This window comes from Yoonia sp. (assembly GCF_036007805.1).
Taxonomy (GTDB): domain Bacteria; phylum Pseudomonadota; class Alphaproteobacteria; order Rhodobacterales; family Rhodobacteraceae; genus Yoonia.
In genome coordinates, this window is sequence record NZ_DASYOK010000307.1 from 15,803 (window position 1) to 29,527 (window position 13,725).

The window sequence follows — 13,725 nt, forward strand, 5'->3', positions numbered from 1 at the left end:
GCCGTTTGGGGGTATGGATCACCGCAGGCGGGTGTGCGATGATCCATCGAACAGCAATGCCCGCGAAGTATCGAAAGCCAAGTTGACTTGCTGACCGACTTTCACATCAGACTGCTCATTGGCGACGATCGTGATTTCGTGGGTTCCAATTCTTACCTGCATTTCCTGTCCTTCACCGGTGGGCTCAACCAGCGCGATCTCTGCAGTTGGTCCGTCAGATGAAACTGACAGGTGGTGCGGCCGAAACCCGCAGATGACCTCGGTTCCTGCTGGTACGGGATTTGAGAGCTTCATCTGAAAAGTCACACCGCAATCCAAGGTGATGATGTCGCCATCGATCTGCCCGGGAAACTGGTTGATCTCTGGCGTGCCAATGAACCCAGCAACAAAGAGATTGTCTGGATCGCTGTAGAGGTCTCGAGGCGCACCGACCTGTTCTATTCTTCCACTATGCATCACGACAATCCGATCCGCCATTGTCATGGCTTCCGTCTGATCATGTGTGACGTAGACCATAGTCCGGCCGAGACGTTGATGCAATTTGCGGATTTCGCCACGCATCTTATGTCTGAGCTTAGCGTCGAGGTTAGACAATGGTTCATCAAAAAGGAACGCTTGTGGGTCTCGCACAATAGCACGTCCCATGGCGACACGTTGTCGCTGTCCACCAGAGAGATCACGCGGAAGTCGGTCCAGAAGACCAGTCAGGCCAAGGATGTCCGCCGCATCGGCAACCCGCCGCGCCCGCTCTGACTTTGGCACTCTGGAGAGCCGCAAAGCGAAGCTCATGTTGTCTGCTACTTTCATGTGCGGGTAAAGCGCGTAGCTTTGAAACACCATAGCGATGTCACGTTGCTTTGCAGGCTTGTTGTTCACCCGCTCGTCACCGATAAAAAGGTTCCCTGAAGTGATATCTTCGAGACCGGCGATGAGCCGTAGCAATGTGGATTTTCCGCAGCCTGACGGGCCGACAAGAACCACAAACTCACCTTTTTCAATCTCCAAGTCCAAGCCTTTGAAAATCTCGACGTTGCCGAACGCCTTTCCCAATCCATCGAGGACGATATGCTTCATCTCTCAGTTCCTTTTCCGACAGGAGACTTGGTGTGCAGAATCTGAGCCAGTTGCGCGAGGCGATCTGACTGCTTCTGCAAATCAGCATCAATTATGTTGGCTGCAGCCTCGGAAAACGCGTCCGCACTCCCATTGAGGTCCAATTTGTTTGTCTTGTTCAGGTGATTCAGGATTGATGGTTCGATCACGCTGTCACCCGCCATTGCCCCAAGTATCGCACCAGCCATGATTCCAATTGAATCAGTGTCTCGCCCGGAGTTGATGGCGTCCTCGATCGTCTTGTTGAAGCCACCATCGTTGAGAACCATGAAGGCCAATGCAAGCGGTAGCTCCTCAATCGACAGAAGGCGTGAGGGTTGATAAGCAGCCGTCGCAACTCCCGCTTTTGCGGGGCCATGTCGCACGTCGTCGCCCATGGGCGAGTAGGGAATCATAGCTTCGTGGAGCTCCGCGACCACTGTCTCATAGTGCCACGATTTTCCCGCATGAGAATGCGCGACTTTGCAGGCCGCTTCGATAGCCTCACCTGTGCCGTCTTTAGCAAGCTCAAGAGCAGTTTTGGTGACATCGACAACAGTGACACCCGGACGAAACGCCTCAGCGACGCATGCCGCGAAAACACCTGCGGCCTCCAGACCATAGCTTTGCTGGTGCCCTGACATAAAGCTGATGGCTTCATCGTAGGCCCGTACCGGATCACAAGCATTCACGACGCCGATCGGAGCAGCATACATTGCGGCACCACAATTCACCATGTTGCCGATCCCACCTTGACGGGGATCACATGCGGCAAGCTGGAGGCGGTGGTAAATCCACTTTTCAGGATAGAACAGCCGCTCGATCAGGACGGTGTCCTTCTCAAGTTCCGGAATCCAGCGTGGCTCCCAGGCGATTTTGCGTACAAACGGCCCAGCCATGTCCCAGGCATCAATGTGCCGTTCGAGATCCGCATAGACCTCCATCAGGCAGATTGTCATCAGCGTGTCGTCGGTGATGATGCCATGCCCGCGTGTGCGGCCATTGCGACTTACCTCGTCCTCGTCCAGCCGGTGCCAACGTTGATCAATCGACGTGACACGACCGTATCTGTCCGCGATTTCGCGAGCAGAGAGTTTTTCAACGGGGCCGCCCATAGCGTCGCCATAGGCAATGCCATAGAGGGCGGCGCGGACGCGACCTGGAAAGGTCGCGTCGATCTTCTCATGTTTCATCATTGCAATGCCAAGACAGCATATTCGATGAGGCTTTCTCCACCCACAGCTTTCCAGGCCGCGGCGTAGTCATCCCACTCATCGAAAGAGGCTGTGCCCGATACGAATTTGAAGGCCCATTCGTTGTAGACATTTGTCGTCGCATCAACTGCGGCAGCATAGTCCGACGGAAATGCAAATGCATTATCAGGCAGGAAGTAGGTCTGCGTGTTTTGTAGATACCGCACTGCTGGTGCCGGGAACAAATCGACGGGCGGCTGCCAGGAAGCGGAAATCATAAACGGGCTCTCCCAGGACCCAAGGTCCGGCAGGACAGTCACCTGATCGCCGTTGAGCTCATGATGAATGCCTTCAAGACCGAACTGCTCCATGAATTGCCCCTCCGGACTCGCCATGAAGTCAAGAAGGGCAACCACCGCGTCTTTGTTCTCCGAGAGCGCGGACATCGCCCAGCCACGTCCTTCCTTGGAGACGTCAACGGCAAGTAGACCTTGACCCCCAGGGCCGCGAGGCGGGTCGATCAGCGTTAGCGCCGTGTCGGGATGAACTGTATTCATCTTGGTTTGGTAGACCACGACGTTGGACGGGCGAGAGGCCGATACAACGCCAACGCGACCGGTATAGAAGCGGTCCTCTTTGGCTTCCCAATTGATCGTGATGTATTCAGGATCCAACAATCCTTCAGAAAACAGCTGATTGTAGTAGATCAACTTGTCGCGTTCTTGTGTGCTGATATGCGCGTGCGTCCAATTTCCACCATCGTCCTGGAGCCACGTTGCGGTGATCCCGAAAGCTGGATTGAGATAGCCATCAAGCTCCGTCAGGCTACCGCCTGCTGTGGTACCAAAGGTGTTGTTTGCTCCGTCACCATCAAGGTCGCCATCGCGGATCGCCATCAAAAGCGCCGTGTACTCATCGACTGTAGTGGGCGAGGACAGTCCGGTTGCTTCCAGCCAATCGGTGCGAATGACTGGTTGTTGTGCGCGGAGTGGGAATACGTGCATTAGGTACGGGTAATTGTCCAAGCGCGCGGTGTTGTGCGGATAGAGTGCATCCTTAAGGTGTTCGGTGCCTTTGACCCACGGGCGCCAGTCTTCCAGAACATCCTGATCGGCGATTTTTCGATCACCGCCCTGAAAGTAGATCAGGTCGGGGAGGTCACCGGATAGCAGCATAATGCCAAGTGCGTCAGCATAGCCAGAAGCTGGCAAGTCAACGAGCTCAATGTCGATATCGTGCCCTTGTTCCGCGAGGGCCGCCTCGATGCGTTCGATATGGGCAACCGAGTTAGGGTTGGTTGAGATGAAGTCCTTGAGAACCATACGAATGGTAGCAGTTTCAGCCGAGGCCACTGTCCCAAGGAATGTGCTTGCGAACAGTGCAAGCGAGAATGTGAATTTGGTCTTGGATAGCATTTGGTAAAGTCTCCCTTTAGTTTTGGTATTGGTCTGGTTAGTTCATCCCTTCACCGCGCCGGACATTGTGCCCTTGGTGAAGTATTTGAGGATGAAGGGGTAAATCAGAACGAGCGGAGCGATCGTTAGAGTGATCATCCCGGCCTTGAGGGCGCGGATGCTGATTTGATTGACATCGGTATTGGCAGACACGTTGGCGAGCCCAACCATTCCGACTTTGTCGCCCTCCACTACGAACTGACGCAGAACCACTTGCAGTGGCCATTTGTCAGGGTCATTGAGATAGATCATCGCCCGGAAGAACTCGTTCCAATTCAGAACAAGGTAGAAGAGCGTAATCATTGCGATGGAGGACTTCGCGACCGGCACAATCACATACCAGAGTGTTTGAAACGGATTTGCGCCGTCGAGCTCTGCAGCTTCGAGAAGTTCTTCTGGGACTTCCTCGAACAGCCGGATCAGAATGATGAGGTACCAGGCAAAAACCGCGCGGAACAGGATGACGGACCAGTAACTATTCAACAGCCCAATGTTTTTCATAACGAAGAATTCTGGGATGATACCTGGGTCAAAGACGACAGTTACAATCACCAAGAGCAGGATTGGGCGGCGGCCAGGCAGGCGCTTTTGGGCGAGAGCCCAAGCCATCAAAGTTGTGCCCAGGACAGCAATCACAGTTCCTGGAACCGTGATCAAGAGCGCGTTCACAAATCCGCGTTGTACATTTGGGTTGTTGATGAGGAGGCTCCAGACGTCTGTGGAGAGCCCTCTTGGAAGAACTTCGAGCCCACTCATGCCGGGGACTTCCGCCGGGTCGGAGAACGAGACAGCAACCAAGTGAAGAATGGGCTGCGCTGTGATCACGACCATGAGGAAGAGAACGGAGAGGATCAGCACATACTCGATACGCTCAAATGGGGTGCTTCGGTTGTTGGTAAACATTACCAAACTCCCTTTCCTGTTAGTCGCTTCGAGATCGTGTGAGCGCTAATGATGAGGATCATGCCGACGACGCCTTTGAAGAGCCCGGCGGCCGTTGCCAGAGCAAACTCACCTGTCTGAAGGCCAATGCGGTAAACGTAGGTATCGACGATATCGATGTGGCTTCGGACAACATCGTTCGACAGGTTGATGATCTGGTCGAAGCCTTGGCTGAGGAATAGCCCGACATTGAGAATGAAGAGGGTCGCAATGGTTGGAGCGATACCAGGTATGGTGACGTACCAGATCTTTTGCCAACGACCGGCGCCGTCCATTTCGGCGGCCTCGTAAAGCTCTTGGCTGATACCGACGATGGCGGCAAAGTAGATCAGGGAATCCCAACCCGCACTCCGCCACATCTCACTGAAGACCAGAACCCAACGAATTGACCCGGTATCCGTCATGAATGGAACCGGGTCGAAACCCATGAACCCGATCACTTCGTTTACGGCGCCGTCACTTGGTGACAGCGTCGCGATGGTGATGCCGGCAATGACCACCCAGGAGAGGTAGTGCGGCAGGTAGATGACGGATTGGACAAACTTGCGATAGTTCGCTGACCTCACCTCGTTCAAGAGAAGCGCGACGAGGATGGGAACTGGAAAGATGAACACCAGCTTCATCGCGCTAATGATGATAGTGTTCAGGAGCACCTGGAGGAAAACAGGGGAAGATGCCAATGCCACAAAGTGCTTCGCCCCCACCCAGATGTTGGGAGGAATGATCCTCACATCCTGAAACGCCAAACGAGCTTCCCAGATCGGCAAATAGTGGTAGACAAAATAGAAGAGGAGCCCCGGCGCCAGCATTACGTAGAAGGGCCACCACCGTCGCGCTGCCTGTTGGAATCGTTCAGACTGTATGTTCATTTCGGGAACGTTCCCATTTTTGTTCGAAATTTGCTATTCACGCCCTGCTCCCTTGAAGACTTCTAGCCGGTCTGGGCCAGCTTTAGCTTGGGCGAGCGGTTGAGGACACTCCCTCGTTCAACAAGCGTGCAGGCGAGCCTTTGCTTACTGACAGCGTCTTCGCCTTCGATCAATCTGTGGAGTGTGCGTAGTGACTGGATGCCGATCTCCCGGGCCGGTTTTCCCACGGTTGTCAGCGGTGGATCACAAAACTCACCGGCTGGAATCCCATCGAAGCCCATAACAGAGACGTCTTTTGGACAATTCAGTCCAGCAGAACGTGCCTCTAGGATCGCCCCGAGGGCCATAAGGTCGTTAGCCGCGAAGATGGTCAGGTGTCCGCCCGTATGACGCTCAAGAATTTTGGCCATAGCTGCTTTACCGCCATCGACAGTGTAGGCACCATCTTCAGTTTCGATATTGGTCGGGTCGATGTCGCGATCAATGTAGTACTGGTTGACTGCGGTGACGAATTTGGCCCGCGCCAGACGTCGTTCAGACCCTAAGATGAGTTTTGGCATCGCATGGCCACGATCCGTCAAGTAATCTAGGGCCACCTGAACACCTTGGTTGATATCCGACCCAACGCTTGATTTGTTTGGATAAAGCTCGGCAGTGGTTCCCAAAAGCAAGGAAGGGGCCCCGAGCTCTTCGAGATCGCCTTGACCACCGGTATCCGAAATCTTGTTAAGGATAATTCCGTCAACGCGCGTGTTGATCAGCGCCTGAAGGTGCTTTTGTTCGCGCTCGGCTTGCCAGTCTGACGAGAAAATCAGCAACGATGATTGTGCGGAGATCGCCGCGTCTTGTGAACCCCGAGCGACTTCTGCCCAAAATGGATTTGAGATATCTGGAACAACGATACCGATCAACCCGCTGCGACCAGATCGCATGCTCACGGCTAGATTGTTCCTTTGGTATCCAATTTCCTTGGCTGCGGCCTCAACCAAATCGACGACCTTCGAGGATACGTGCTCACCACCAGACATAACTCTGGCAACTGTGCTCTTCGACACGCCAGCCTGTTTTGCTACGTCGATGATTGTTGGTCTTTTGTTCACATTCGCCACCTTACGATTCTTGGGAACGTTACCAATTCTCACCAAGCTCGTCAACACCTTGGCTCTCAGCGATTGCAGAGGCCGCGCGGGATAAGGAGCCTGGAACCCGATGTTCCCACCTTGAGACCGTGACGTCGAATGGCTGATCAGCCCAAAAACATCGCCACATCAGTACGCCAGAAACTGCTGAATCTCGCGCAAACGCAGGAGCCATTCAGCTCATAAGTTGGAGCCTCCGGCAAAGCTGATGTGGTTCATTTCAACAGTATGATCGTCAACTTATTGAGTGCCACCCTAAATAATAAGATTCGGAAATTCTCGAAAGATATTAGATATTATCCTTTGAATAACGCGACAATCCTGCCCGCCACTGGCATCTCGATGTCACGACGCGTAAGTTTAATGGTGGAGTCGAAAAAGATCGTTTGACCTTGTATGGAATATTGCGTGTCTTTTTCTAGTAGCCTTTTGCGATGTAGGGATTGGTTATGAGTGAAACTCAAATACCCGTCATAAGGATCGGTGGTAATACTTTGGATCTGATCAGATTGGTGTAAGTCACAAAAGATTAAATGACTGGTGTAATTCATTGCTGGCTTTTGATATATCCTAGTGATTTAGAGCTTTCATTTGAAATTAAAGAAGACTACCAAGCAATCCGACCAATCGTATGGGCAAAATTTTTGTTAGGGCAGCGGTAAGTAATAGATGGAACAATTAGGCAGAGGTTTGTGATGCTAAAACACTAATATCTAATCTATTATAGTGTGTTACCCACAATGTCCTGAAGCGAAGATATAGTAACTTTGAACCGTGAGATTGCGCAGTGACCTAAGGGCAGGTTACCTAGTTCATCTAAGTTACAATGAGATAAAAAGGTAATCTCTTATGCCGTAGGTGTGATCGATAAAATTGTATACTAAGTTCAACATGTGACTGTGTCTGGTAAATGGACATTCGCTACTTTTCGACCTTGCTGAAAACCATAAGTCTTGGAAAAAGATCATCGCATTTCAAACATTGCTGCGAAAAGTAAATGAAAGACTACACAGTGAAGCTCTTGGCAGATACCTTTGGCAAAAAATATCAAGCTGAGTTTTAAGTTGAGACAGCGAATGAAGCGGCCTGGGACGATACGGAATAAGCGAAGTATCTTGTTTGCCAGCCAGAGATGCGGTTGCGCCATTTGTGCAGCACCCAAGCCAAAAATGCTCTGAAATCTTTTGCGCAATCGGTGCAGTACAGCAGCTGAGATAATTTCTAAGCGATACTAAAAGGAGGCCCTGCATGACCCAGCAGAAATCAGTGACTGATGAACCAAGTGAATTGCGTAGCTACTGCAAGCCTGTCGATAACTGGGTAAAACGCCTACTTACCCGTCCTCGATATAATGCGCTGGGTGTTGCTTGCCTGACACTCATTCTAGCTGCCTGTGGGGACAAACCAACCCACATGGTATTGATGTCGGAGACCATCGCGACAACGCTTGCAGAGTCAGCAGAGCACGAGCAGTCAGACGTGCGTCAGGCGATTGATACTGCCTCTGATTTTGCCGCGGCCCTGCGGCAAGCAGTCCAAGCGAATGAGGGGTATCGCTCATCACTCTCCATGGAGCAGATGATGATCGCTCGAATTGGTATAGCTGAAAGTGCAAGGTTCCCTCAAATCACAGGCAGCTCAACTTTGGGTGGGATCCGAGAGCAAAGTGACGCGCAGCCAGATGAAACAATAACAGGTCTTGCAGTTGGGATAAACATTTCGCAACTAGTTTATGACGGTGGAGAGAGTGTGGCCAATGTCAACCATGCTACGGCCGAGGCTCTAGGCGCGCGGGCGGAACGAATTTTGCGGGGTAATGGTCTGGCGCTGGAGGCTGCCAGGGCATGGATCGATGTATGGCAGTATGAGGCACGGCTATTGCTTCTCCACAAGCGGACCTCTGACATGGATATTGTAGTGTCACAGCTTGAGCGGATGGCCGTGAATGGGATGAGCAATCGGTTGGCGCTCGAAAGCGTGTTGAGACAGATTGTCGACATTGACCTTGAGGAAACCCGCCTGCAGGCGGATCTTGAGCAAGCAAAAGTCCGGTTTGCACGGTTGTTCAATCAGGAGCCAAAAAATTTGCCGCGTCCTGCGGAGCTTGTAAGCTTGGCTGAGGCTAGAGAGCAGGCTGCTGAATGGCAGCAAGCACCAGCTTTGCAGCGGACCGCAGCGGAGTTGATCTTGGCGCGGAGTGCAGTTGTCGGCGCACAGGCCGCCTTTAAGCCCAGAGCACTAATCCAGGCGGGTGTGACCTCACCAATGCAGGAGGGGGAAAGCACCGATACGAGTTTGGGCTTTGTGCTTGAATATAAATTTGCGGATGGGGGCCGGCGTCAGTCACAGCTTGAGTCAGCTGAGGCGCGTGCGCAGGCTATTGAAGTGGGGCTTTCAGAAGCGCAGCGCTCATTTAAGATGGAAATGGAAGCGTCGATACAGCAACTTGCAACACTCGAGCGCTCAACACCGTTGGTCCAGCAACAAATCGATCTCAGTAATGCTGAAGCGACTACCTTGCAGTCTCAGCTTGCTACAGGTCAGTCAGACCTGCGCCAACTCATTGGAACGAAAATTGAAAACTATCGGGCTGAAGACCGTCAAATCAGTATGCATGCTGAACAGCTTGCACTGCAGTTTGCAATATCCTCTCAGACTGGTGCACTTGGGCAGTTGATTGGATTAACACACAATTTAGGCGACTGATTGTCATCAAGAATACTAATAAAAGGGACCTTCCAGCATGGAAGAAAAAGAAAGAGAACAAGGGGTTGGCCTATCGAAGGTAATCGACGACGATAAACACAAGATTACCCGTGATGCTGAGGCGCCGGGGCCAGTGTTTCAAGATTCTACTGATGCTTATGCATCAGGGAAAATCGTTGATCTTGGTTTGCAAAATGACCCTCGCCCTCAAAAGGATGGGAAAGGTGAAGTCGATCATGCGGTTGATGTTGAGATGCCACTGATCTTAGCTGTTCAACACATTCTGTCATTGTCAGGAATGGCGTTTTCCCCCGGTGCGGTGCGTGACCTACCAGAACTTACAAGCAAAGTTTTTGATCCAAAGGCTGCCGTGTCTGCATTACGTCATGTTGGTTTTGAGGCCACATATGGCGAACTGAAACTCAAAAAGCTACGCGCGTCACATTGTCCTACCATCGGCTTTCTCAAAGGTGGTGAGGCGGTTGTGATCAACGCGATTACAGAGGACAATATTGTTCATTTGCAACGCTTTGACGGGGAAGCGTCATTTGTTGAAGAGCAACTTTCACTAAGTGTGTTGGGCGTTCATTTAGAGCCATATATCATCCTTGCGCGACGTGTACATGCCGCCGCGAAGGCCAAGCGTAAGAACGATTGGTTTTGGGGCTCTTTGCTTGAAGGTAAGTGGCTTTATGGGCAAGTGCTTATTGCTGCGGCTATCACGAACTTTCTGGGGCTTTCAACATCGCTTTTTATTATGGTGGTCTATGACCGCGTGGTACCCAATGAGGCGATTGAGTCCTTAATCGCCCTGACGATTGGTGTGCTAATCGCACTGGGGTTTGATTTTACAATCAAGACCCTGCGTGCTCAGTTCGTGGATAAGGCGGGCAAGCGGGCCGATGCGCGTATGTCTCGGCTGATCTTCGACAAGATATTAAATATCAAACTTGACAACAGGCGTCAAAAGTCTGGCGCGATGGCCAGTATCGTTCGTGAGTTTGACACACTGCGCGAGTTCTTCACCTCAGCAACGCTTGTCGCTGTTGTTGACCTGCCTTTCATTTTTCTCTTCATTTGGGTTATCTCGCTGATTTCGGGGCCGCTGGCGCTCGTGCCACTGATCGCAGTGCCGTTGGTCATTCTATCTGGCCTTGTCATCCAGCCGTTTTTGGCGCGGATTGCTGAGAGCTCGATGGAGACCAATATGTCGAAGCAAAGCATATTGGTAGAAACGCTCAACGGGTTGGAGACGGTACAAGCCACCGGCTCTGGACGATTGATGAGGCGGCGGTTCGAGGAAGCCTCTGATGCGCAATCTGATCTCGGGTTGAAGAACAGGATGTTGTCGAACTTTGCTATCAACTCTGCTGCGTCCGTGCAGCAATTGGCGCAAATTGCAACAATTTTTTATGGTGTGTTCCTGATTCAGGATGGCATGATTACCATGGGTGCAATGATTGCTGCTGTCATTTTAGGCGGTCGAACGCTAGCTCCGCTTTCTCAATTGGCGTCGGCTATGTCGCGTGCAAATGGAGCACGGCAGGCCTATCGTTCGCTCTCGGCAGTAATGAATGATGATGCCGCGCAACAGGATAGAACACGGTCTCGGCTAAGCCGTCCGCATCTGGCCGGTACTATCGAATTCAAAAATGTGAGCTATACTTTTCCCGGCGCCAGCAGTGCAATTATTCGCGACCTGTCGCTCAAGATTCCTGCAGGTCAGAAAGTTGCGATCGTGGGTCGCATGGGATCTGGAAAGTCAACCATGTCACGTCTGATTTCGGGACTAATAGAACCAAGTGAAGGGGCCGTTCTAATGGATGGTGTCGATATGCGCCAAATAGATAAATCAGACTTACGTCGTAATGTCGGTGTGATGCTGCAAGATACTTGGCTTTTCTCAGGAACGGTGAAGGAAAATCTGCAGATGGGATTTTATGAATACGATGATGCACATGTTTTGAACATCGCGAAGATTTCAGGCGTTGATACTTTTGTCGCGAGCCACCCGCAGGGCTATGACATGGAATTGCGAGAACGCGGTGAGGGACTGTCGGGTGGCCAGCGTCAGTCCATCAACCTTGCGCGAGCGCTACTACATGATCCTAATCTACTCGTTTTAGACGAGCCAACCAGTTCGATGGACACGGCTACCGAAAAATCGGTGATTGGACGTTTGAAAGTGTGGGTAGATGGGCGAACGCTGGTGATGGTTACCCATCGTAATACGCTACTGGAGCTCGCAGATCGGGTTCTTGTAATGGATCAGGGAGCGATTGTTACAGACACAACGCCTGAGACACTCAAAGCGCAAGCAAGATAGGACGACATTATGTCAGATATCGATTTTAAGACTATGTCGCGCGAGATGGCAGGCCGTGAAGGTCTTGGTGGCTCAACAATTATGTTCACCATAATTGCGCTTGTTGGACTCGTTCTCGTTTGGGCCAACTGGGCCCAATTGGATAGTGTTACACGCGGCGAAGGCCGCATTGTGTCCTCAGTGCAAAACCAGATGGTGCAAGCTTCTGAGGGCGGTGTGATACTGCGCCGTTATGTGTCTGAAAACACAACCGTTGTTGAAGGTGAGGTGCTGTTCGAAATTGATCCAGTGGATGCAAGCAGCGAGTTTAACCGTCTTGCACAACGCTTGGCGGGTCTGGATATCAAAGAACTCCGCCTGCGCGCAGAAATTAACGACTCTGAATTCTCGGTGCCACCAGACCTTAATGCAAGGTCCCCCATGGTTACATTAACTGAGCAAAGCTTGTTTGCTGCGCGTCGCGCTGAACTGGCTGGACAGCTTGCGGTACTAGAGCAACGTCTTCATCAACGTCAGCAAGATTTACGTGCAGCTGAAAACAGTGTCGGAACTGCTGAACGTACGGCTGAATTTTTAGAAGAAGAAATTGCTGTCATGAGGCCTTTGGTACGCGATAATATTGCACCAGCTACGCGTCTTTTGGAATTGCTGCGTCAATTGGAGCAAACACGCGGTGAGCGAGATCGTGCTAATGTTGGAATTGAACAGGCCCGCTCGAGCATGGTGGAGCTTGAAACTGAAATTGACAATGCACGGGCGAACTACAGTCTTCGCGCTATGGATGAACTCAATTCAGTCGTCGCGGAACAAAGTGAACTAGCGGAATCCGTGCCGCGCTTAGAAGAGCGAGTCAGCCGAACAGTGATTCGCGCTCCTATGGAAGGGATCGTGAGCCGGCTGAACTTCCGGACACCGGGTGGCTTTGTAAATACGGGCGATGTTATGTTGGAGTTGGTGCCAACTGGCGAGGCGTTGATTGTCGAGGCGAAAGTCATGCCACAGGATATTTCCCGCATCCGCGTGGAAGACGATGTCCGTATCAGACTATCGGCTTATGATTCAGCCAAATACGGTTCAGTCGATGGTCGCGTGATCCGTATCAGCGCAGACGCTGTTGTCGATGAACAAAATCAAAGCGCAAGTCATTACCTGGTAGATGTGGCAATTGAAGGCGAACTTCTACTCGAGGAAACTGGCGAAGCCGTAACGTTTATTCCAGGCATGACCGCTACAGTCGATGTGCTTTCGGGCAAACGCACAGTGTTGGAATATATCTGGCAGCCAATGTCCAAGGTGCAAGAACTAGCATTGCGGGATTGACTTGAAAGGACTTGAAGAAGGTATAGGATCCGTTGTCCAAAGTGGGCCGCTGGAGTCTGTTGGAGTTCACACTTCCGATGGAAAGTGTTTTCTTGGGGCGCGAATAGGACGCAACGGATCATTGGAAATCGTTTATGATAAGATCAATGTACGTAGATGCGTTTGGAAGGTGACTTCGGGAAGTGTCGGATTGGTAGGGTTGCAAGAGGCTTGTGAGCGAGCCGTTAACGCTGACGATTGTATGGCCGCAATCTATCAGGCTTTGGCCAATGGCGGCATCAGAATTGAGTGTATTGAGGAACGCTTTCCTAGCAATTTAAAATAGGCGTTCTTTTCAATCGCGGCGCTGAACGTGGCCATTGCCGAGTTGCTCGCAGATCTTAATGCACGAATCGGCTCGCCGCATTCATTACCGTAACACAAACGACCAGAGCCAAAGCTGCCGGAAACAAAGCGAACTACACGGCAATTGCTGCCTAAAATTCGTTGTTCAACATCGACTATGTAGGGGGATTTAGCCTTCGAAAAAAACGGTGTGGTTCACTTCCAAAGCAAAGTTTGTTGTTTCATAGCTGAATGCATTCGGGGCACTGCAGTTCAACTAGATCCGGTGGTCACTTTTGATTAGGATCCCGACTTTTGCGCCTTAATTACAGCGGAAGACCATATCCTAATATGTGTCGA

Annotated in this window: 9 protein-coding genes; 3 read left to right on the forward strand and 6 right to left on the reverse strand. The window is 51.5% G+C overall.

Features of this window, described 5'->3' with window-relative positions; translation table 11 throughout:
* Positions 1 to 18 precede the first annotated feature (18 nt).
* The 6 genes from VGP75_RS16160 to VGP75_RS16185 all read right to left on the reverse strand — a co-directional run bounded on the left by VGP75_RS16160 (position 19) and on the right by VGP75_RS16185 (position 6,650).
* Positions 19 to 1,074 (reverse strand): ABC transporter ATP-binding protein, encoded by a 1,056-nt coding sequence (locus VGP75_RS16160; protein ID WP_327544642.1) that lies wholly within the window; start codon positions 1,072 to 1,074, stop codon positions 19 to 21.
* Positions 1,071 to 2,288: an ADP-ribosylglycohydrolase family protein gene (locus tag VGP75_RS16165; protein WP_327544643.1), complete on the reverse strand. Its 1,218-nt coding sequence runs from the start codon at positions 2,286 to 2,288 to the stop codon at positions 1,071 to 1,073. The genes VGP75_RS16160 and VGP75_RS16165 overlap by 4 nt, the downstream gene beginning before the upstream one ends.
* Complete coding sequence (locus VGP75_RS16170) at positions 2,285 to 3,637, reverse strand: extracellular solute-binding protein (protein ID WP_327544644.1); 1,353 nt, start codon at positions 3,635 to 3,637, stop codon at positions 2,285 to 2,287. The genes VGP75_RS16165 and VGP75_RS16170 overlap by 4 nt, the downstream gene beginning before the upstream one ends.
* Positions 3,638 to 3,742: 105 nt before the next feature.
* Entirely contained in the window at positions 3,743 to 4,642 is a 900-nt protein-coding gene (locus VGP75_RS16175) for a carbohydrate ABC transporter permease (RefSeq protein ID WP_327544645.1), read from the reverse strand.
* A complete protein-coding gene (locus VGP75_RS16180; protein ID WP_327544646.1) occupies positions 4,642 to 5,490 on the reverse strand; it encodes an ABC transporter permease in 849 nt (282 codons plus the stop codon). Before VGP75_RS16180 ends, VGP75_RS16175 begins: the two co-directional genes overlap by 1 nt.
* Before the next feature lie 122 nt (positions 5,491 to 5,612).
* Positions 5,613 to 6,650, reverse strand: coding sequence for a LacI family DNA-binding transcriptional regulator (locus tag VGP75_RS16185; RefSeq protein ID WP_327544647.1), 1,038 nt, complete (start codon positions 6,648 to 6,650; stop codon positions 5,613 to 5,615).
* Between the two features lie 1,287 nt (positions 6,651 to 7,937).
* On the opposite strand from VGP75_RS16185, the gene VGP75_RS16190 reads away from it, so the two are divergent.
* Genes VGP75_RS16190 through VGP75_RS16200 form a run of 3 tightly spaced genes read left to right on the forward strand, consistent with a single transcriptional unit; the run spans position 7,938 to position 13,041 of the window.
* On the forward strand, positions 7,938 to 9,395 hold the full coding sequence (locus VGP75_RS16190) for a TolC family protein (protein WP_327544648.1): 1,458 nt from the start codon (positions 7,938 to 7,940) through the stop codon (positions 9,393 to 9,395).
* Between the two features lie 37 nt (positions 9,396 to 9,432).
* Positions 9,433 to 11,721, forward strand: coding sequence for a type I secretion system permease/ATPase (locus VGP75_RS16195; RefSeq protein WP_327544649.1), 2,289 nt, complete (start codon positions 9,433 to 9,435; stop codon positions 11,719 to 11,721).
* Positions 11,722 to 11,730: 9 nt separating this feature from the next.
* Entirely contained in the window at positions 11,731 to 13,041 is a 1,311-nt protein-coding gene (locus tag VGP75_RS16200) for an HlyD family type I secretion periplasmic adaptor subunit (RefSeq protein ID WP_327544650.1), read from the forward strand.
* The last annotated feature ends 684 nt before the right edge of the window (positions 13,042 to 13,725 follow it).

Excerpts from the sequence above, each read along its gene's own strand:
- VGP75_RS16160 (WP_327544642.1), bottom strand. The coding sequence starts at position 1,074 with ATGAAGCATATCGTCCTCGATGGATTGGGAAAGGCGTTCGGCAACGTC.
- VGP75_RS16165 (WP_327544643.1), bottom strand. The coding sequence starts at position 2,288 with ATGATGAAACATGAGAAGATCGACGCGACCTTTCCAGGTCGCGTCCGC.
- VGP75_RS16175 (WP_327544645.1), bottom strand. The coding sequence starts at position 4,642 with ATGTTTACCAACAACCGAAGCACCCCATTTGAGCGTATCGAGTATGTG.
- VGP75_RS16180 (WP_327544646.1), bottom strand. The coding sequence starts at position 5,490 with ATGCTGGCGCCGGGGCTCCTCTTCTATTTTGTCTACCACTATTTGCCG.
- VGP75_RS16190 (WP_327544648.1), top strand. The coding sequence starts at position 7,938 with ATGACCCAGCAGAAATCAGTGACTGATGAACCAAGTGAATTGCGTAGC.
- VGP75_RS16195 (WP_327544649.1), top strand. The coding sequence starts at position 9,433 with ATGGAAGAAAAAGAAAGAGAACAAGGGGTTGGCCTATCGAAGGTAATC.
- VGP75_RS16200 (WP_327544650.1), top strand. The coding sequence starts at position 11,731 with ATGTCAGATATCGATTTTAAGACTATGTCGCGCGAGATGGCAGGCCGT.